Origin of the sequence: Streptomyces graminofaciens, assembly GCF_030294945.1 — a bacterium.
Taxonomy (GTDB): domain Bacteria; phylum Actinomycetota; class Actinomycetes; order Streptomycetales; family Streptomycetaceae; genus Streptomyces; species Streptomyces graminofaciens.
The window spans coordinates 3,072,473-3,091,508 of record NZ_AP018448.1 but is presented as its reverse complement, the minus strand read 5'-3'; the positions used below and the strand labels follow the sequence as shown (position 1 = coordinate 3,091,508).

At 71.4% G+C, this 19,036-nt stretch carries 17 protein-coding genes; 6 read left to right on the top strand and 11 right to left on the bottom strand.

Annotation, left to right across the window (positions count from 1 at the left end):
- Window positions 1-85: 85 nt before the first annotated feature.
- Window positions 86-1,108: a sugar ABC transporter substrate-binding protein gene (locus SGFS_RS13370; RefSeq protein ID WP_286250185.1), complete on the bottom strand. Its 1,023-nt coding sequence runs from the start codon at window positions 1,106-1,108 to the stop codon at window positions 86-88.
- Between the two features lie 251 nt (window positions 1,109-1,359).
- On the opposite strand from SGFS_RS13370, the gene SGFS_RS13365 reads away from it, so the two are divergent.
- Both SGFS_RS13365 and SGFS_RS13360 read left to right on the top strand, forming a co-directional pair.
- Entirely contained in the window at window positions 1,360-2,322 is a 963-nt protein-coding gene (locus SGFS_RS13365; protein WP_286250183.1) for a carbohydrate kinase family protein, read from the top strand.
- Window positions 2,323-2,488: 166 nt separating this feature from the next.
- Window positions 2,489-2,782 (top strand): putative quinol monooxygenase, encoded by a 294-nt coding sequence (locus SGFS_RS13360; protein ID WP_286250181.1) that lies wholly within the window; start codon window positions 2,489-2,491, stop codon window positions 2,780-2,782.
- Between the two features lie 233 nt (window positions 2,783-3,015).
- On the opposite strand, the gene SGFS_RS13355 is transcribed toward SGFS_RS13360, so the two are convergent.
- The 8 genes from SGFS_RS13355 to SGFS_RS13320 all read right to left on the bottom strand — a co-directional run bounded on the left by SGFS_RS13355 (window position 3,016) and on the right by SGFS_RS13320 (window position 10,695).
- Window positions 3,016-3,834, bottom strand: coding sequence for an HpcH/HpaI aldolase/citrate lyase family protein (locus SGFS_RS13355; protein ID WP_286250179.1), 819 nt, complete (start codon window positions 3,832-3,834; stop codon window positions 3,016-3,018).
- Window positions 3,831-4,700: an HTD2 family dehydratase gene (locus SGFS_RS13350; RefSeq protein WP_286250177.1), complete on the bottom strand. Its 870-nt coding sequence runs from the start codon at window positions 4,698-4,700 to the stop codon at window positions 3,831-3,833. Before SGFS_RS13350 ends, SGFS_RS13355 begins: the two co-directional genes overlap by 4 nt.
- Complete coding sequence (locus tag SGFS_RS13345; RefSeq protein WP_286250175.1) at window positions 4,648-6,024, bottom strand: MFS transporter; 1,377 nt, start codon at window positions 6,022-6,024, stop codon at window positions 4,648-4,650. Before SGFS_RS13345 ends, SGFS_RS13350 begins: the two co-directional genes overlap by 53 nt.
- 60 nt (window positions 6,025-6,084) lie before the next feature.
- Window positions 6,085-7,557, bottom strand: a complete 1,473-nt coding sequence (locus SGFS_RS13340) for an aldehyde dehydrogenase (protein WP_286250173.1) — start codon at window positions 7,555-7,557, stop codon at window positions 6,085-6,087.
- A 16-nt stretch (window positions 7,558-7,573) separates the two neighbouring features.
- The gene (locus tag SGFS_RS13335; RefSeq protein WP_286250172.1) at window positions 7,574-8,194 is read right to left on the bottom strand and encodes a thiamine pyrophosphate-dependent enzyme; all 621 of its coding nucleotides are present in this window, start codon (window positions 8,192-8,194) and stop codon (window positions 7,574-7,576) included.
- Window positions 8,194-8,730, bottom strand: a complete 537-nt coding sequence (locus tag SGFS_RS13330) for a thiamine pyrophosphate-binding protein (RefSeq protein WP_286250171.1) — start codon at window positions 8,728-8,730, stop codon at window positions 8,194-8,196. The genes SGFS_RS13335 and SGFS_RS13330 overlap by 1 nt, the downstream gene beginning before the upstream one ends.
- Window positions 8,731-8,856: 126 nt before the next feature.
- Window positions 8,857-9,666: an alpha/beta fold hydrolase gene (locus SGFS_RS13325; protein ID WP_286250168.1), complete on the bottom strand. Its 810-nt coding sequence runs from the start codon at window positions 9,664-9,666 to the stop codon at window positions 8,857-8,859.
- Window positions 9,667-9,741: 75 nt separating this feature from the next.
- Window positions 9,742-10,695, bottom strand: a complete 954-nt coding sequence (locus tag SGFS_RS13320; protein ID WP_286250167.1) for a LysR family transcriptional regulator — start codon at window positions 10,693-10,695, stop codon at window positions 9,742-9,744.
- 149 nt (window positions 10,696-10,844) lie between these two features.
- Between SGFS_RS13320 and SGFS_RS13315 the strand changes: the two genes are divergently transcribed.
- The 4 genes from SGFS_RS13315 to SGFS_RS13300 all read left to right on the top strand — a co-directional run bounded on the left by SGFS_RS13315 (window position 10,845) and on the right by SGFS_RS13300 (window position 16,908).
- On the top strand, window positions 10,845-12,044 hold the full coding sequence (locus SGFS_RS13315; protein ID WP_286250166.1) for a CaiB/BaiF CoA transferase family protein: 1,200 nt from the start codon (window positions 10,845-10,847) through the stop codon (window positions 12,042-12,044).
- A gap of 20 nt (window positions 12,045-12,064) precedes the next feature.
- Complete coding sequence (locus SGFS_RS13310) at window positions 12,065-13,237, top strand: acyl-CoA dehydrogenase family protein (protein WP_286250165.1); 1,173 nt, start codon at window positions 12,065-12,067, stop codon at window positions 13,235-13,237.
- Between the two features lie 184 nt (window positions 13,238-13,421).
- Entirely contained in the window at window positions 13,422-14,633 is a 1,212-nt protein-coding gene (locus SGFS_RS13305; protein WP_286250164.1) for an aminotransferase class V-fold PLP-dependent enzyme, read from the top strand.
- 220 nt (window positions 14,634-14,853) lie between these two features.
- Window positions 14,854-16,908: a phosphocholine-specific phospholipase C gene (locus SGFS_RS13300; protein ID WP_286250163.1), complete on the top strand. Its 2,055-nt coding sequence runs from the start codon at window positions 14,854-14,856 to the stop codon at window positions 16,906-16,908.
- 248 nt (window positions 16,909-17,156) lie between these two features.
- Here the strand turns inward: SGFS_RS13300 and SGFS_RS13295 are convergent, their stop codons facing one another.
- Together SGFS_RS13295 and SGFS_RS13290 are read right to left on the bottom strand one after the other, a co-directional pair.
- Window positions 17,157-18,110, bottom strand: a complete 954-nt coding sequence (locus tag SGFS_RS13295; protein WP_286250162.1) for a DMT family protein — start codon at window positions 18,108-18,110, stop codon at window positions 17,157-17,159.
- The gene (locus tag SGFS_RS13290; protein WP_286250160.1) at window positions 18,107-18,910 is read right to left on the bottom strand and encodes a phosphatase PAP2 family protein; all 804 of its coding nucleotides are present in this window, start codon (window positions 18,908-18,910) and stop codon (window positions 18,107-18,109) included. Before SGFS_RS13290 ends, SGFS_RS13295 begins: the two co-directional genes overlap by 4 nt.
- Between the last annotated feature and the right edge of the window lie 126 nt (window positions 18,911-19,036).

The following is a 19,036-nucleotide window of genomic DNA, read 5'->3' as shown; positions in this document are numbered from 1 at the left end:
CGAGCGGGCGGCCGTCACCCGGTCGGGGAGGAAGGGACGGCCGCCCCGCTGAGGGGAGAGGCGGGGTACGAACCCCGGGGGCGGCTCAGCCCCAGCAGTTCTCCAGGCCGTACGCGGTGTCCTTGGACGCGACCCCGTCCTGTGCCTTGTCGCTGATCAGGGTGACGCCCGTGTCGGTGTAGCCGGACGCCTTCTTGCCGTCCTTGGCGTATGTCACGACGGCCTTGACGCCCTCGGCGGCCATCTTCAGCGGGTACTGCTGCGAGGTGGCGGCGATCTTGCCGTCCTTGACCGCCTGGGTCCCGGTGCAGCCGCCGTCGACGGAGACGATCAGGACGTCCTTCTCCCGGCCCTTGGCCTTGAGCGCGGTGTAGGCGCCCAGCGCGGCCGGCTCGTTGATCGTGTAGACGACGTTGATGTCCGGCTCCTTCTGGAGACAGTTCTCCATCGCGGTCTGGCCCTTGGCCTGGTCGCCGCCCGTGTCCTGGGCGCAGACGACGTCCTTGTCGGTGGCGCCGAAGCCCTTGAGGAAGCCGTTGTGCCGCTGGACGCCGACGGAGACGCCCGGCGCGAGGTCGAGGGCGGCTATCTTCGCGGTCTTGCCCTTCATGGCGGCCTTGGCGTACTCGCCGATCAGCTCACCGGCCTTGAGGTTGTCGGTGGCGAAGAGGGCGTCGACCGCGCTCTCCGGCTCGGTCGGGGTGTCCAGGGCGATGACGAGAACGCCCTTCGCCTTGGCCTTCTCGATCGCGGGCACGATGGCCTTGGAGTCGCTCGGGGTGATCAGGATGCCCTTCACCCCGGAGGCGACCATGTTCTCCAGAGCCGTGACCTGGCCGGCGTTGTCGCCGTCGAACTTGCCCGCGGCGGTGAGCAGTTCGACGCCGTTCTCCTTGGCGGCCTTCTCCGCGCCCTCCTTCATCTTCACGAAGAACGGGTTGGTGTCGGTCTTGGTGATCAGGCCGACCTTGACGTCGCCGGAGCCGGAACCGGAGCTCGCGGAGTCCGATCCGGAGCCGGATCCGCAGGCCGTCAGGGTGAGGGCCGCGACGCCCGTGACGGCGGCGACTCTGAGGAGGGAGGAGGACAGACGAGTGGTGCGAGACATGAACGACTCCTGCGTGATGACGTGCGGCGCGGCCGGCATCGGAAGATGCCGTCCCGGAGATGTCATCGTTGACTTATGTCATCGTTGACACTGCATGGCGAGGATGATGGACTCCATCTCCCGGAAACGTCAATGCCCTTTACTTGTCACAAATAGGCAACGCCCCCGGCCGCCGCCCACCCGTCGCGGGCGGGTCGGCCGCGCCACGACGGGTCCGGTCGGCCCGTACGTCAGTCAGAGAAGAGCAGCCCATGAGCCCGTGTCGGATCACCGTCCTTGGGGAGTGCGTCGCGGACGCGTTCACCGAACCCGCGAGCGCCTCGAACGAGCTGGCCCTGCGCGTGCTGCCCGGCGGCGGACCCGCGAACACGGCGGTGGCCCTGGCCCGCCTCGGCACCCGGGCCCGCTTCCTCGCACGGCTCTCCGGGGATGTGTTCGGCCGCCTGTTCCGCGCCCACCTGGAGGCGTCCGGGGTGGACCTGTCGAGCGCCGTCCAGGCCGCCGAGCCCAGCACCCTCGCCGTGGCGGAGCTGGACGACCGGGGGCAGGCCGCGTTCTCGTTCCACGCCCAGAACACCGCCGACTGGCAGTGGACGGCCGAGGAGCTGGCGCGGGTCGACCTGTCCGGGGCAGCCTGTGTGCACACCGGCTCGCTGGCCCTGGTCCGGGAGCCCGGCGCGGCGGTCGTGGAGGACTTCCTGGCGACGGCCGCCCCTCATGCGACCATCAGCATCGACCCCAACGTCAGGCCGCTGCTGGTGGACCCCGATGTCTACCGCGCCCGGCTGGCCCACTGGTGCGCCCTAGCCGATGTGCTCCGGCTGAGCGAGGACGACCTCGAACTCCTGCTGCCGGGCACCCCGCCCGAGCAGGCCTGCGACATCTGGCACGCGGCCGGTGCGAGGCTCGTCGTGATCACACGCGGCGCCGACGGTGTCCTGGCGTCACTGGACGGCGAACGGATCCAGGTACCCGCCGTGTCCACGACCGTAGTCGACACGGTCGGGGCGGGGGACTCCTTCACCGCCGGACTGCTGCACCACCTCGGCGCCCGCGGTTTCCTGGGCGGCCGGCTGACTGATCTCCGCCCCGACGACGTCGCGGAGGCCTGCCGCTTCGCCGTCCGGGTCGCTGCCCTGACCTGCTCGGTCGCCGGCCCCAACCCGCCGTGGCAGGAGCAGGTGGAGCGGCTCACCGCGGCCGACCCCGTCTGACGGGTGGGCCGACCGGGCAAGGGGGGTGTCACTCCCGGACCGTTGACGCACGGGCCGGGTCGCCCTCTTCGCCGAGGACGGCTCGGTGAAGCTCGATCGGGCCCGCGTCCGGCACGTCAACTCCTACCGCGACCGACCCCGACCCGACCACGAAGGAAGCCACACCGTGAACAAGACCCTGCTCGCCGAGTTCACCGCCCGTGAGGGGGCGGAGGACGAGGTCACCCGTCTGCTCCTGGAGTACGCCCAGAAGGTGCGGGAGGAAGAGGGCAATCTCGCCTTCGACGTCTACACCAAGGCGTCCCACCCACGTGCCTACTGGATTTTCGAGGTGTACCGGGACGAGGACGCCTTCCAGGCGCACCTGAAAGCCCCGTACGGCGGCCCGTTCAACGCGGCCCTCTCCCCGCTGATCGAGGAGGACGCGTCGGTGCTGACCTTCCTCGATCCGGTCACCTGAGGTCGCTCCACTCGGTGCCGGACATCGCCCGGTCAGTGCGTCCCCGCGAACTCGGCGTCCTCCGGGATGCCGAGGGCGTGGGTGGCTCTCGCTCGGAGAACCGAGCACTCGTCCTGGGCGCGACCGGAGCCACCGGCACCCTGTTCGTGGAGTCGGCCGGCCGCGGGCACCCGATAACCGCGACGCCACGAACCCGGGGCGGGTGGCAACCTCGAACGCCGCCCGCCTTGGCGTCAGCTCGCCGCGTGCGGCTCGCGCGCCAGTGACAGCAGCCACCGGGCGCGTTCCAGCACCGGCTTGTCGATCATCTGCCCGTCGACCGTGGTGACCGAGTCACCGGCGCCCAGGACGGCACGGGCCCACCCCAGCTCCTCCTCCGACGGGGCGAACGCCTCGTCCACGTAAGGGAGTTGGAACGGGTGGACGCAGAGCTTGCCGGTGAAGCCCAGTCGGCGTGCGAGGGCCAGGTCGGCGGTCAGCGACTCCTCGTCCCGTACGGCGGTGGTGACCCCGTCGACGGGCGGGCCGATCCCCGCCGCGGCCGAGGCGACGACCAGCCGGGAGCGTGCGTACGCCAGCGCGGTGTGGTCGTCGTGGGCGACGCCGAGCCGTGCGGCCAGATCGACGTTGCCGAACGCGGCGCGCACGACCCCGGGCGTGGCGCACACCTCGTACGCCCGTTCCACGCCGAGGGCCGTCTCGACGAGCGCGACGAGGTCGCACCGCCCGGCCGTACGGGCCGAGAGTTCCGCGAGTACGGCGGGGTCCTCGGCCTTGGGCACCACGACCGGGCAGCCGTGCTCGGCGGCGAGGCGCAGGTCGGCCTCGGACCACGGGGTGCCGGGCGCGTTGATCCGTACGATCGCCCGGTTGCCCCGCGCGAGCCAGGCCCCGGCGTGGGCGCGGGCGCGCTCCTTGTCCGGGGCGGCGACCGCGTCCTCCAGGTCGACGATGACGAGGTCGGCACCCGAGGAGACGGCCTTGTCGAAGCGGTCGGGCCGGTCGCCGGGGACGAAGAGGAAGCTGCGGGCGAGGGCGATCGGGGTCGTCACGCGAAGACCACCTTCGCCGTGGCGTGCCGCTCCTCGCGATGCGTGGCGATACGCAGCTCGGCCCGGTCCTCGGCCGGCGTACCGCACGCCACCAGCCGCTCCCCGGCGAACACCGGCCGCCGCAGCCGGTACTCCAGCGACCGCACCGGCCGGTCGGGGGCGTGACGGCGGGCGAGTTCGAGCATGAGCAGGGCGAGCAGCGGGCCGTGGACGACGAGCCCGGGGTAGCCCTCCTCGTCCCGGCAGTACGGGGCGTCGTAGTGGATGCGGTGGGCGTTGGCCGTGAGGGCGCTGAAGCGGAAGAGCAGCGCGGGATCGGGGCGCAGCGGGAGCTGCCACGGCTCGTCGGGGTGGGGGAAGGCCGACCCGTCGAGTTCCTGCGGGTGTTGCCCGGCGCTGCGGCCGGACCGGTAGACGATGTCCTGTTCCTCGACGAGGCAGGTCCGCCCGTGCTGGCGGAACTCCCGGCGCTCGGTGACGAACAGCATCTCCCCGGTGCGGCCCTGCTTGGCCGTGACCGAGGCGAGGCTGCTGACGCGTTCGGCGGGCGCGCCGAGGCGGAGCGGTTCGGTGATCTCGCAGCGGCCTCCGGCCCACATGCGCTGGCGGTGGGGGAGCGGCGGCAGGAAGTGCCCGTGCAGGGGGTGGCCGTCGGCGCCCAGCGCGCGCTGCGCGGGCCAGGCGAGGAAGTGGAGCCAGTGCCACAGCGGGGGCAGCGGGTCACCGGCCTTCGCGGTGGTGTCGGGCAGGTTCAGGACCGCCGACAGGGCCGCCGCCGGGCCGGGGGACAGCGGGTCCTCGTCCGTCACCGGCTCAGGAGTCCACGACTCCACGTACGAGCCGAGCGGGGGCGGGGTGGTCTGCATCGGTGGTCTCCAGGAGGGAGGTGCGGGAGGGCTCGCGGACGAGGAGGGTGGCCAGGAAGGTGAGCGCGATGCACCCGGTGACGTACCAGAAGAAGAGTGTCTCGTGCCCGCCGTTCTTCAGGGCCAGCGCGATCGGCTCGGTCATGCCGCCGAAGACGGCGGCGACCAGGGCGTGCGGCAGGCCCACACCCAGGGCCCGGACCTTGGTGGGGAACATCTCGGCCTTGATGATCGCGGCCAGTGCCGAGTAGCCGCTGAGGAAGGTCAGCGCGGTCGTCATCAGCAGGAAGGCGATCCACGGACTGCTCGTACGACCGAGGACGGTCATGATCGGCACGGTGAGGACCATGCCGCCGATCGCGAAGCCGAACATCACCGGCCGGCGGCCGACCCGGTCGGACAGATGGCCCGCGACCGGCTGCAGCAGCATGTAGATGAAGAGCGCGGCGAAGCCGATGAGGGAGACGGTCGGCTTCGGGATGCCGGCCGTGTTCACCAGGTACTTCTGCAGGTACGTCGTGTACGTGTAGAACGCGACCGTGCCACCGATGGCCAGCCCGAACACGGCGATCAGCCGGCGCGGGTACTCGCTGAACAGGGCGGCCAGGCCCGTGCGCTCCTTGACCGCGGGATCCCGCTCGGCGGCCCTCGCCTGCTCCTGGCGGAAGTGCTCCGACTCCTCCATCGTGCGGCGCAGATACATCACGGCCAGACCGGCGACCGCGCCGATCAGGAACGGCACACGCCAGCCCCAGGTCTCCAACTGGCCCTCGGTCAGCAGGCGTTGCAGCACGATCATCACCAGCAGCGCGGCGAGCTGGCCGAGCACGATGGACACGTACTGGAAGCTGGAGTAGAAGCCGCGCCGCCCGGGCGGGGCGATCTCGGCCAGATACGACGCGCTGGAGCCGAACTCGCCGCCCACGGACAGCCCTTGGGCGAGCCGGGCCAGGATCAGCAGGGCCGGTGCCCACAGGCCGATGGTCTCGTGGGACGGGGTGGCCGCGATGGTCAGCGAGCCGATGCTCATCAGCGTGACCGACAGGGTCAGCGCGCGGCGGCGGCCGTACCGGTCGGCGTAGGCGCCGAGCAGCCAGCCGCCGAGCGGGCGCATCAGGAACCCGACGGCGAACACGACGGCGGTGGAGAGCAGTTGGGCCGTCCGATTGCCCTCGGGGAAGAAGACGGCCGCGAAGTAGATGCTGAAGGTGGCGTAGACGAACCAGTCGTACCACTCGATGAGGTTGCCCAGACAGCCGCGTACGACGTTGGCGGTGGTCCGGGACGGGGTGGTGGGGACGGAGGAGGTGTGGCTCTGCGACATGGGAAGCTCCGTTGCTCGTGTCGCGCGGGGAGGGCCTGCTGCGTGTCTCGGTCGGGTCGGTCAGCGCATGACGAACGGATTGCCCGTGGGCGCCCCGGTGTTGATCCAGACGCTCTTGTCCGCCAGGTACGCCGTGATGGCGCCGATGCCGTTCTCGCGGCCGATCCCGGAGTCCTTGAAACCGCCGAAGGGGGTCAGATAGCTGACCGCGCGGTAGGTGTTGACCCAGACCGTGCCGGAGCGGATGCGGTCGGCCATGCGGAAGGCGCGCCCGATGTCGGTCGTCCAGACGCCGGCGCCGAGGCCGTAGCGGCTGTCGTTGGCGAGCGCGACGGCCTCGTCCTCGTCCTTGAAGGGGATCACGGCGAGGACGGGACCGAAGACCTCCTCCTGGGCGATGCGCATGGTGTTGCGCACACCGGTGAAGACGGTCGGTTCGACGAACAGGCCACCGCGGTCCGCGGCCCTTCCGCCGAGGACGAGCCGGGCGCCCTCCTCGCGCGCGATGTCGATGTAGTCGAGGACCTTCGCGTACTGGGCGGGCGTCGTGATGGGCCCGACCTGTGTGGCCTCGTCCATCGGGTCGCCCATCCGGGCCGTGCGCGCGAGGTCGACCAGACGGCCCACGACCTCGTCGTGCACGCTCTCCTGCACCAGCAGCCGGGAACCGGCGATACAGGTCTGCCCGGTGGCGGCGAAGATGCCGGACACCGCGCCGTTCACGGCGGCCTCGATGTCGGCGTCGGCGAAGACGATGTTCGGCGACTTGCCGCCGAGTTCGAGGCTGACCTGCTTGAAGTCACGGGCCGCGGCCTCGTTGATACGGCGGCCCGTGGCGTCCGAACCGGTGAAGGTGACCTTCCGCACGAGAGGGTGCTCGACAAGGGCCGCGCCCACGTCCTGCCCGAACCCGGTGACGACGTTGACGACACCCGGCGGCAGCCCCGCCTCGTGGAAGAGCCGGACCAGTTCGAGGGTGGACGCGGAGGTGAACTCCGACGGCTTGACCACTACCGTGCACCCGGCGGCCAGCGCGGGCGCGATCTTCCAGGCCAGCAGCAACAGCGGCGAGTTCCACGGCGTGATGACCCCGACGACCCCGACGGGCTCCTTCTTCGTGTAGGCGAAGTAGCCCTTCTTGTCGATCGGCGGGACGGTCCCCTCGATCTTGTCGGCGAGCCCGCCGTAGTAGTGGAACCACTGCGGCACATACGTGAGTTGGCCGTACATCTCGGTGAAGAGCTTGCCGTTGTCGCGGACTTCCAGCTCGGCCAGATGACGGGCGTTCGCGGCGATCGTGTCGCCGAGCCGCCGCAGCAGGGCACCGCGGGCGCTCGCGGTCAGCTCGGCCCAGGGCCCGGCGCGCAGGGCGCGATCGGCGGCCCGTACGGCGTCGTCGACGTCCTGTGCGGTCCCCTTGGCGATCTCGGCCCACGGGGTGCCCAGATAGGGGTTGTCCGTGGGGAACCACTCGCCTCCGGCGGGCTTCCGGCTCTCCCCGTCGATGAACATGTCGTAGCGCTGCGGCTGCATGCGAAGTCCCCCCGGATCAGAAGGTGTTCAGGCCCAGTGCGGCACGGAAGGAGTTCTTGTTGGCGACACCGTCGCGGGGCGGCAGGGCGCGCGGCGGCTCGGTGGTGTCGATGAGCACCTGGGCGTACGTCGTCGCCGTGCGCGCCTTGATCCGGGAGGCGAGGTCGTCCGTCTGCGCGAGGTCGGTGATCCGCAGGGGGTCGTGGATGCCGAAGCCCCGGGCGACGGCGACGAGGTCGGTGCCCAGGCCGGTGTGGCTGGGCTGCATGCCCGTCTCGCCGAAGTGCTCGTTGTCGAGGACGACGACGGTGAGGTTGGGCGGGAGCTGGGCGCCGATGGTGGCCAACGTGCCGATGCCCATGAGGTGTTCGCCGTCGCCGGTGATCGCGACGACCGGGCGGTCCGGCCTTGCGAGGGCGAGCCCGAGGGCGAGCGGGGCGGCGGCGCCCATCGCGCCCCAGAGGTAGAAGGTGCCGGGACGGTCCCCGGCGGCGAACACGTCGTAGCTGGGGGAGCCGAGGCCCGTCACCAGCAGGGTGTCCTCGGGGATCAGGGCGATCAGGTCGGCGACGAAGCGGCGCCGGTCCAGCCGGGGCAGGGACGCGGTGGTGCTCGACGCGGTGTCGGTGACGGTCATCAGTCGCGCTCCCACTTCTTGCGGCCGATCAGCTTCTGCCCGAGGAGCACGGCGACGCGCTCGCCCGCCTCGAACACCGAGTCCAGGGCGGCCTCGACGGTCTCCTCGACCTCCTCGGGGGTGTCGGCGCGCAGCACGGTGATGCCCATCAGCTCCAGTGCCTGCTGGGTGGTGCGGCCCATCGGGCTCTGCCAGGGGTTGAACTCGGCGTACTCGCCACGCATGGTCACCAGCGTCAGAAAGGGGAACTGGCCCATCTGGGGCAGGGAGAACATGTTGACGCAGTTGCCGACACCGCTGCTCTGCATCAGCAGCACCGCGCGCTGCCCGCCCAGCCAGGCCCCGCTGACGACGGCGACACCCTCCTCCTCCGTGGTCAGCACCACGTCATGGATGTCGGGGTCGCGCCGGGCCTCACGGATGGTGTGGGAGTGGCCGGAGTCCGGGACGTAGGCGATCTGCTGGATGCCGCGTCGCTTCAACGCGGTGAAGACGTCCTCCTGCCAGGAGGGGGCCGGGGCGTGTGTCTGACTCATGGCGCACATCATGAGCGCTGATGGGGAAGGTTGGACAATAGAAAACGGTGATACCTGCATGCGCCGCGCGCATGGCCCCCGTGACCTGCGGTTCGGCGACGGCCCCTCGGCGAGGAACGCTGAGTGCTACGCCCCTTCGGTGAGGAACGCCGCGACGAGCGGGCCCGCCTCCGCCCGGCACTCCTCGAAGTAGGCGTGCCGGGCGCCGGGGAACACATGGCTGCGGGCGCCGGGGATACGGGCGGCCAGCAGCGGGAGATTGTCGGCCGGGGTGAGCCGGTCCTGGTCGCCGTGGAGGATCAGGGTGGGCGCGGTGATCAGGGGCAGCACGTCCCAGGCGTCGTGCCCGTTGCTGGCCCGCAGATGGCCGAGGCGGGCGTGCGGGGGCATGCCGGGGTCGCCGAGCGTGGCGTACGGGCCGGGGTGGGCGGCACGCCAGGCCGGGGTGTACATCAGGTCGGTCAGCACCTCCCGTGCCGCCACCGGGTCGGTCTGGGCCAGGGACCGACGTACGGTCGCGTCGCGCTCGACGGCGTGCGGGCCGCCGGGGCTGGTGCAGCCCAGGACCAGCCGCCGGACCCGGTCCGGATGGCGGGCGGCGACCCACTGGGCGATACGGCCGCCCATGGACGTGCCGTAGACGTCGGCCCGCTCGATCCCCGCGTGGTCCAGGACGGCGATGACGTCCTCGGCGAACTGCCGTGTGGAGTAGGGGCCTTGGGGCTTGTCGCTGGCGCCGGTGCCGCGGTGGTCGAGGGTGATCGTGGAGTGTGTGGCGTGGAAGTCCTCGCGGACGCCGTCCCACCAGTGGTGGTTGTTGGCCTGCCCCGCCAGGAGGAGCAGCGGGTAGCCGTCGCCCTGGGGCTGGTAGGCCAGTGCGGTGCCGTCCTGGGCGTGGGCGACGGCGGCGGCGGATCGGGCGCCGGGGTGGTTCATGGCGGGGGTTCCTTCGGTTTCCGCTCGGGCCGAGCGCGGGGGCGCGGGCGTACGGGGCGTGGGTGTACGGGGGTGTCAGTCCTGCTCGGTGGCCTGCTCGGCGCCCTGCGTCCGCGCGGACGGCCATCTGCCGTCGGCCACCGCCGAGTCGATCTGGCGGACCAGCTCCCGGGCGACGATCTCCACGGCGGGCGGCGTCCGGCCGTACCGCGGGGTGCCGAGGACGATGGAGCGCCGGACGTCCGGCTCGGTGAGCGGCGCCGCGCTCAGCGTGCCCCGCGCGACGTCCTCGGCGATGCCGACGCCCGGCAGGACGGTCCAGCCGTGCCCGGCCAGGACGAGCTGCTTCTGCACCCGCATCGAGTTGGTCTGCACGACGATGTCCATGGCGGCCCCGGAACGCACGGCGGCGGCGTCGATCAGTCGACGCAGGGCGTGCCCCGAGGCGGGCATGACCAGCGGATGCCGGGCCGCCTCGGTGAACGGCACCGGACGGTCGGCGCTCAGGCCGGCGGACGGCGGGGCGACGGCCCACAGGCGCTCGCGCACCAGTGGGCGGGCGTTGAGCGAGGGCGTGCTGTCCAGGTTGTAGAGCAGGGTGAGGTCCAGGTCGCCGTCGTCGAGCCACTGCTGAAGATGCCCGGAGTAGGCGGTCATCAGACGCAGTTCGACGCCGGGGTGGTCACGGGCGACGGCGGTCACCAGCGGCTCGGCCAGCAGATCGCTCGTGCTCTCCAGCAGCCCGACGGTGACGATGCCGGTCACCACCCCGGGAGCGGGCTGCACCTCGGCGCGGGCCCGCTCCAGCTCGTTGAGGGCACGCCGGGCGCGGTCCACCATGATCGCCCCGGCCTCGGTGGGCCGCATGCCCTGCCCGGTCCGCTCGAAGAGATCGACGCCGAGCTCCTGCTCCAGGGTGCGGATCTGCCGGGTCACCGCGGGCTGCACCAGATGCAGCAGCTCCGCGGCGCGCGTGACACTGCCCACCTCCGCGACCGTCACGATCGCCCTGAGCTGCTTGACGTCCACGGGTGCCGCCCGCCCTTCCGTCGCCGTCCGCCGCGCGCACGCCATCCGATGCGCGCATGGGGACATTACGAATTGCTATTTCACCTAAGCGGGAATGACCGCTGATGATGGTACTCGGTACGGGACCACACCCTCTGGAGGTCACCCCCATGACCGAGCCCCCCGACGCACGGCCACTGTCCGGCATCACCGTCGTGAGCATCGAGCAGGCCGTCGCCGCTCCCTTCGCCACCCGCCAGCTCGCCGACCTCGGGGCCAGGGTGATCAAGGTGGAGCGCCCGGGAGGAGGCGACTTCGCCCGCCGCTACGACACCACCGTGCACGGCGAGTCCAGCTACTTCGTGTGGCTCAACCGGTCCAAGGAGTCGGTGACGCTCGACCTGAAGTCGGACGCGGGCCGGACCGTCCTGGAGCGACTGCTCGCCGGGGCCGACGTGTTCGTGCAGAACCTGGCTCCGGGCGCGGCCGCGAGGATGGGCCTGGGCCCGGAGGCCCTCGCCGAACGCTTCCCCTCCCTGATCCCGTGCTCGGTCTCCGGCTACGGCTCCACCGGCCCCTGGGCCGACCGCAAGGCGTACGACCTGCTGGTGCAGTGCCAGACAGGGCTCGTGTCGCTGACGGGCAACGAACACGGCGCCGCCCGCACAGGGGTGTCGATCGCCGACATCGCCGCCGGCATGTACGCCTACTCCGGCATCCTCACCGCCCTCCTCGCCCGGGCCACCACGGGTGCCGTACGCGCCGTGGAGGTGTCCCTCTTCGAGGCGCTGGCGGAGTGGGTGAGCCAGCCCGCCTACTACACGCGCTTCGGCGGCACCCAGCCCCCGCGTATCGGCACCCAGCACGCGACGATCGCCCCGTACGGCGCCCACACCGCCGCCGACGGCAAGGACGTGCTGTTCTCCGTCCAGAACGAACGCGAATGGGCCGCGCTGTGCGAACGGTTCCTCGGCCTGCCCGGGCTCGTCACCGACCCCCGCTTCGCCACCGGCTCCGCCCGCGTCGCCCACCGTACGGAGGTGAACGCGATCGTGGCCGAGCGGTTCGCCGAGCTGCCCGGGGGCGAGGCGATGAAGCTGCTGGACGAGGCGGGCATCGCCAACGCGGGGGTCAACGACGTCGAGGAGTTCCTCGCCCATCCGGTGCTCGACGGCCGCGACCGCTGGCGGGACGTACGGCTCCCCGACGGCGCCACCGTGCCCGCGCTGCTGCCCCCGGCGGACCTGGACGGCGTCGAGCCGCGCATGGACCCCGTCCCCGCGGTCGGCGAACACACCGAGAGCATCCTGGCCGAACTGGGCTACAGCACGGCCGACATCGAAGGCCTCAGGGCCGGCCACTCCGTCTGAACAGCAAGGAGCGTCACCGTATGAGCACTCTGGACATCCTGTCCGAGGACGAACAGTTCATCGTCAGGACGGTGCGGGACTTCGTCGACAAGGAGGTGAAGCCCGTCGTCCAGGAACTGGAGCACACCAACACCTACCCCGAGGCCCTGATCGAGCAGATGAAGCGGCTCGGCATCTACGGCCTCGCCGTCCCCGAGGAGTACGGCGGCACCCCGGTCTCCGCCCCCTGCTACGTCCTGATCACCGAGGAGCTGGCCCGCGGCTGGATGAGCCTGGCCGGGGCGATGGGCGGCCACACGGTCGTCGCCAAGCTCATCCTGCACTTCGGCACCGACGCCCAGAAGAACCACTATCTGCCGAAGCTGGCCACCGGCGAGATCCGCGCGACCATGGCCCTGACCGAGCCGGGCGGCGGCTCCGACCTCCAGGCCATGCGCACGGTCGCCCGCAAGGCCGCCGACGGCGACGAGTACGTCGTCAACGGCTCGAAGACCTGGATCACCAACTCCCGCCGCTCCGGCCTGATCGCCCTGCTGTGCAAGACCGACCCCGACGCGAGCCCCGCCCACCAGGGCATCTCGATCCTCCTCGTCGAACACGGCCCCGGCCTGACGGTCTCCCGCGACCTGCCCAAGCTCGGCTACAAGGGCGTAGAGAGCTGCGAACTGGCTTTCGACGACTACCGGGCACCGGCCGATGCCGTACTCGGCGGAGTCGAGGGCAAGGGCTTCGCCCAGATGATGAAGGGCCTGGAGACGGGCCGCCTCCAGGTCGCCGCCCGCGCTCTCGGCGTCGGCCGTGCCGCCCTGGAGGACTCCCTCGCCTACGCCCAGGAGCGCGAGTCGTTCGGCAAGCCGATCTGGAAGCACCAGTCGATCGGCAACTACCTGGCGGACATGGCGACTTCGCTCACCGCCGCCCGCCAGCTCACCCTGTACGCCGCCCGGGAGGCGGAGGCGGGCCGACGCGTGGACATGGAGGCGGGCATGGCCAAGCTCTTCGCCTCCGAGACCGCCATGCAGATCGCCCTCAACGCCGTCCGCATCCACGGCGGTTACGGCTACTCGACCGAGTTCGACGTCGAACGGTACTTCCGGGACGCCCCGTTGATGATCGTCGGCGAGGGAACCAACGAGATCCAGCGCAACGTCATCGCGAGCCAGCTGGTCAAGCGCGGGGGGCTGGACGCCTGAGGATCGTTGTCACCGAGGCCGCGATCGTCGTCACCGACGGCCGTCCCGCTCCAGCAGCGGCGCGACGCAGGTTGCACATGTCCACCACCCACCAGGGTCGATCCATCAGCCTCTGTGGCCTGTCGCATCCAGAAACGTTCCCTTTACTGATGTGATCCGCTTTGGGAGCGTGAAGGACATGGACATGGACATGAACAGCGGCAGGGACATCGGCATGGGCATGGACGTCGAAGCGCTCCGGCGGGACACCCCGGGCACCGCGAACCGGATGCACCTCAACAACGCGGGTGCCGGCCTGCTGTCGCGGCGGACCCTGGAGACCATGACCGCCCATCTGGAGCTGGAGGCCGCGATCGGCGGCTACGAGGCCGCGGACCAGTCCCGTGACCGGGTCGACGCCACCTACGCGCAACTCGCCCGGCTGATCGGCGGCCGACCCGACGAGATCGCCCTCTTCGACAACTCCACCCACGCCTGGAACGCCGCGTTCTACTCCATGGCCTTCCGGCCGGGCGACCGCATCCTCACCGGCCGGTCCGAGTACGGCAGCAACGTCCTCGCCTATCTGCAGATCGCCGCGCGGACCGGCGCCGAGGTCGTCGTCGTCCCCAACGACGCGTCCGGACAGGTCGACACCGCCGCCCTCGCGAACCTGATCGACGACCGCACCAGACTGGTCGGCATCAGCCACGTCCCGACCAGCGGCGGCCTCGTCAACCCGGTCGCCGAGATCGGCCGCGTCACCCGGGCCGCGGGCGTGCCGTTCCTCCTCGACGCCACCCAGTCCGTCGGCCAGTTCCCCGTCGACGTCGCCGAGATCGGCTGCGACCTGCTGACCGCCACCGGCCGAAAGTTCCTGCGCGGCCCGCGCGGCACGGGTTTCCTGTGGGTCCGCCCCGAGGCACTGGAGTACCTGGAGCCGTACGTCAACGAGGTCGCCGCGTCCACCTGGGACGGCCGGCGGGGCTTCACCTGGCAGGCCGGGGCCCGGCGCTTCGAGACCTGGGAGGTCAGCTACGCCAACGTCCTCGGCCTGGGCGCCGCCGTCGAACAGGCCCTGGAGCTGGGCATGGACGAGATCGGCCGCCGTGCCGTCGGGCTGGGCACCCGACTGCGCGAGCGCCTCGACGCGGTGCCCGGCGTCACCACGTACGACCTCGGGCAGGACCGGTGCGCCATCGTGACCGCCAAGGTCGACGCCCTGCCGACGGCGGAGGTCGCCGCCGCGCTGGCCGGGCACGGCATCAACGTCACGACCACCGACCCGCTCCAGACCCAGTTCGACACCGAGGAGCGGGACGTCCATCCGCTGGTCCGGCTCTCGCCCCACTACTACAACACGGAGGCCGAGATCGACCACGCCGTCGAGGCCGTGACGAAACTCGCCAGGCCCTAGGACACCGGGCACCGAGCCGCAGGCTCACGCCGCCGAACACCACCTCATCGTTCGCCGGTTGGCCGGACCGCATGGCGGGTCGCCTGTGCTGTTCGCATCACGGACCCCCAGCCGTCACACCCGCGCCACGGGCCCTTCCCAGTCGTTCGTTCCTCTTGGACCATTCCTTCCGCGCAGGTCACCACCACGACACCACGCCAGGACAAGAGGTCACTCACCCATGCCTGAAGTCAACCGGCGGCGCTTTCTCCAAGTAGCGGGCGCGACCACCGCGTTCACGGCTCTGTCCGCGAGCATCCAGCGCGCCGCGGCCCTTCCCGCGCACCACCGTTCCGGCACCATCGAGGACGTCGAGCACATCGTCGTCCTCATGCAGGAGAACCGGTCCTTCGACCACTACTTCGGCTCGCTCAGAGGCGTACGCGGCTTCGGCGACCCGCATCCGGTGACGCTCGACAACGGAAAGCCGGTCTGGCACCAGTCCGACGGCGCCAAGGACGTCCTGCCCTTCCACCCCGACGCCGACGACCTCGGCATGCAGTTCCTGGAGGGCCTCCCGCACAGCTGGCCCGACGGGCACGCCGCCTACAACGGCGGCAAGTACGACAAGTGGGTCCCCGCGAAGGGCACCACGACGATGGCGTACCTGACCCGCGAGGACATCCCCTTCCACTACGCCCTCGCCGACACCTTCACCGTCTGCGACGCCTACCACTGCTCGTTCATCGGCTCCACCGACCCCAACCGCTACTACATGTGGACGGGCTGCACCGGCAACGACGGCACCGGCGGCGGCCCGGTCCTCGGCAACGACGAGGCCGGCTACGGCTGGACGACGTACCCCGAGCGCCTGGAGCAGGCGGGGATCTCCTGGAAGATCTACCAGGACATCGGCGACGGCCTGGACGCGGCCGGTTCCTGGGGCTGGATAGCGGACGCCTATCGCGGCAACTACGGCGACAACTCCCTCCTCTACTTCAACAAGTACCGCGACGCCAAGCCCGGCGACCCCCTCTACGACAAGGCCCGCACGGGCACGAACGCGAAGGCCGGCGACGGCTACTTCGACCGGCTGAGGGCGGACGTCAAGGCGGGCAAGCTCCCTCAGGTCTCCTGGATAGCCGCCCCCGAGGCCTTCTCCGAGCACTCCAACTGGCCCTCCAACTACGGCGCCTGGTACATCGCCCAGGTCCTGGACGCGCTCACCTCCAACCCCGCGGTCTGGGCGAAGACCGCGCTGTTCATCACGTACGACGAGAACGACGGCTTCTTCGACCACGTGGTGCCGCCGCTGCCGCCGCGCTCGGCGGAGCAGGGCAGGTCGACGGTCGACGTCGGCCCGGACCTCTTCGCGGGCAGCGCGACCCATGTCGCCGGTCCTTACGGCCTGGGCCCGCGTGTGCCGATGCTGGTGGTGTCGCCGTGGAGCAAGGGAGGTTTCGTCTGCTCCGAGACCTTCGACCACACGTCGATCGTCCGCTTCATGGAGCGCCGCTTCGGGGTGCGCGAGCCGAACATCTCGCCGTGGCGGCGGGCCGTCTGCGGTGACCTGACCTCCGCGTTCGACTTCTCCCGCAAGGACGCGAGGCCGGCGGCGCTGCCGGACACCGACGGTTACGAGCCGACGGACCGCGAGCGTCACCCCGACTACAAGCCCTCGGTGCCGGCGGACGCCGGCATGCCGAGGCAGGAGCGCGGGCTGCGGCCTGCCCGCGCCCTCAAGTACGTGCCGAGGACGGACGGTGCGGTCGACCCGGCCGCCGGGACGTTCACCCTGACGTTCGCCTCCGGCGCCACGGCGGGCGCCGCGTTCCTCGTCACCGCCAAAAACCGCACGGACGGGCCGTGGACGTACACCACGGAGGCGGGCAAGTCGGTCTCGGACACCTGGCACACGGCGTCCTCCTCGGGCTCGTACGACCTGACGGTCCACGGCCCCAACGGCTTCCTGCGCGCCTTCAAGGGACCGGGCGAGGCCGCCGGGCCGGAGGTGACCGCGCGCCATGTCGGCGACGACGTGGAGCTGACGTTCACGAACAAGGGCTCCGGGGCGGTGAATCTCAAGGTCACCAGTGCGTACGGCGGCCGGGCCCGCACGGTGAAGGTCCGGCCCGGCGCGACGGTGCGGCACGTGTTCGACCTGGGCGAGAGCAGGCGCTGGTACGACCTGACGGTCCACGGCCCCGACGGCTTCCTGCGCCGCTTCGCCGGGCACGTGGAGAACGGGCGGGTGGGAGTGAGCGATCCGGCGTTCGGGCGGTCGTCGGGCGCCTGAGCGCTCGGGAGGATTGTTGTGGTGGGGCGGGCGCGGGCAGTGGTGGCTGATCGCGCAGTTCTCCGAGGCCCTGGAGGCCCACGGCCTCGGCGGCCCGCCCCCCACAGCCAGCCGCGCCGACGCCCGCAGCCAGGGCAGGTCTGCGGGCGGGCGCCCCGCCCTGAACTGCGGGCAATCGTGCTGCCAGGGACGGCACGGGTGGGCGCAGCGGCGCCTCCCAACGAGCAGCGCCCCCTACGCCGGCCCGGTCAAAGAGGGGTCAGGTGCCCCGGCGCCGGTATCCCCGGCCTGCGGGGCATCAGGGAAGGTTCCGTAGGCGCGTGGGCCGGCTCCAGTGCCAGTACCGCCGCCACCGGGTGCTCCTCGTCCACCGGCGTGACCGCGACCGGCGTGACCCGCGTCAGCAGCACCACACCCCGCGCCGCCACCCCCGCTCCCGCCAGGGCCAGCAGCACCCCCGCGAGCCCACCCCGCAGACCCTCGCCCAGCAAGGACAGACCGATCACCGCCGCGGCGACCGGGTTGGACAGGGTCACCACGGCGAGCGGGGCGCCGAGGCCACCCCGGTACGCGGTCTGGGACAGGAGCAGGCCGATCGCCGCGAAGGCCGCCACCAGCAGAGCCACCACGATCACCTGCGCGCTGATCGGCGAGCCGGAACGATCCGTCGCCGCCACCGTCACCGTCTGGGTGAGTGCGGAGGCCACACCCGAGGCGATCCCGGAGGCGCTCGCGTGCCGCAGCCCGGGCTTCGTACCGGGCCGGGACAGCAGGCCGATCAGGGCCGCAGTCGCACCGGCCACCGCAAGGGCCTCGGGAACGCTCAGTACGTCGTCCGGGGCGGGCCCCGACGCGGCGACCAGGACCGCCGCCAGCCCGGCCAGCGTCAGAGCCGTACCGCGCCACTCCACCGTGCTCACCCGCCGCCCGGCGACCCGCGCGCCCAGCGGCACCGCGGCCACCAGCGTGAGCGCGCCCAGCGGCTGCACCACCGTCAGCGGGCCGTACTTGAGGGCCACCACGTGCAGCAGCGCGGCCCCGGCGTTCAGCCCCACCGAGCCCCACCAGGCGCCGCTGGCGAGCATCCGCCGTACGCCCGTGGTGGCGCCCCGAGAGGCGAGGCGCTCCTGGGCGACGGCCGCGGCCGCGTAGGCGACGGCGGAGAAGAGGGAGAGGACGACGGCGACGAGGGTGGCGTTCATCGGCCGACTCCGACCAGGGCGGGCTCCTCGACGGGCACGAGGGCCTTGCTGTGCTGCCCGGCGGTCGTGGCCGTCCGGTGCGGGAGCTGGATCAGGGCCAGGGCGGCCCCCAGCAGCGCGGTTGCCACGATCGCGTCCAGCCAGTAGTGGTTCGCCGTGCCGACGATCACCAGCAGGGTCACGGCGGGGTGCAGCAGCCACAGCCAGCGCAGCCGGGAGCGGGTCGCGGCGATCAGGCCGATCGCGACCATCAGCGCCCAGCCGAAGTGCAGCGACGGCATCGCCGCGAACTGGTTCGCCATCGAGTCGGTCGCCGGGGCCGCCGAGTACACCGTCGGCCCGTACACCTGACCGGTGTCGACCAGGCCCGCGATCTCCAGCATCCGCGGCGGGGCCAGCGGGAACACCAGGTGCAGCAGCAGGGCGGCGGCCGTCAGTGCGGCGAGGACCCGGCGGGCCCACACGTAGTGGGCGGGGCGTCGCAGGTACAGCCAGACCAGGAAGGCCGCGGTGGCCGGGAAGTGGACGGTGGCGTAGTAGACGTTCGCGATGTGCACCAGCGAGTCACTGTGCAGCAGCGCGGCCTGGACGGAGCCCTCGCCCGGCAGATGCAGGGCGCGTTCCCATCCCCAGACCTGGTCCGCGTTGCGGAAGGCCTCGGCGCTGTGGCCGTTGGCCAGCATCCTGCCGAACTTGTACAGGAGGAAGAGTCCTGCGACGAGCAGGAGCTCACGGACGAGAGGCGGCCGCGGTATCGCGTCGGCGGCCCGCTCTTCTGCAGGCTCGGTGCGCAATTGCATCTCCCGGCCCCTTCGCTGACGTTTGCTGGTGCGTTTGGTTCTCATGGCGCTGCGAAGCGATCGATACGCACAGGTACCGATACGTCGCCGTACCGAAACGAGAGTGTACCGATACGCCACTGTACC

Coding starts and splice junctions, on each gene's coding strand:
- SGFS_RS13310 (WP_286250165.1), top strand. CDS start 12,065: ATGAGCACTCTGGACATCCTGTCCGAGGACGAACAGTTCATCGTCAGG.
- SGFS_RS13335 (WP_286250172.1), bottom strand. CDS start 8,194: ATGACCGTCACCGACACCGCGTCGAGCACCACCGCGTCCCTGCCCCGG.
- SGFS_RS13370 (WP_286250185.1), bottom strand. CDS start 1,108: ATGTCTCGCACCACTCGTCTGTCCTCCTCCCTCCTCAGAGTCGCCGCC.
- SGFS_RS13365 (WP_286250183.1), top strand. CDS start 1,360: ATGAGCCCGTGTCGGATCACCGTCCTTGGGGAGTGCGTCGCGGACGCG.
- SGFS_RS13340 (WP_286250173.1), bottom strand. CDS start 7,557: ATGCAGCCGCAGCGCTACGACATGTTCATCGACGGGGAGAGCCGGAAG.
- SGFS_RS13325 (WP_286250168.1), bottom strand. CDS start 9,666: ATGAACCACCCCGGCGCCCGATCCGCCGCCGCCGTCGCCCACGCCCAG.
- SGFS_RS13345 (WP_286250175.1), bottom strand. CDS start 6,024: ATGTCGCAGAGCCACACCTCCTCCGTCCCCACCACCCCGTCCCGGACC.
- SGFS_RS13315 (WP_286250166.1), top strand. CDS start 10,845: ATGACCGAGCCCCCCGACGCACGGCCACTGTCCGGCATCACCGTCGTG.
- SGFS_RS13300 (WP_286250163.1), top strand. CDS start 14,854: ATGCCTGAAGTCAACCGGCGGCGCTTTCTCCAAGTAGCGGGCGCGACC.
- SGFS_RS13295 (WP_286250162.1), bottom strand. CDS start 18,110: ATGAACGCCACCCTCGTCGCCGTCGTCCTCTCCCTCTTCTCCGCCGTC.
- SGFS_RS13290 (WP_286250160.1), bottom strand. CDS start 18,910: ATGCAATTGCGCACCGAGCCTGCAGAAGAGCGGGCCGCCGACGCGATA.
- SGFS_RS13305 (WP_286250164.1), top strand. CDS start 13,422: ATGGACATGAACAGCGGCAGGGACATCGGCATGGGCATGGACGTCGAA.
- SGFS_RS13330 (WP_286250171.1), bottom strand. CDS start 8,730: ATGAGTCAGACACACGCCCCGGCCCCCTCCTGGCAGGAGGACGTCTTC.
- SGFS_RS13350 (WP_286250177.1), bottom strand. CDS start 4,700: ATGCAGACCACCCCGCCCCCGCTCGGCTCGTACGTGGAGTCGTGGACT.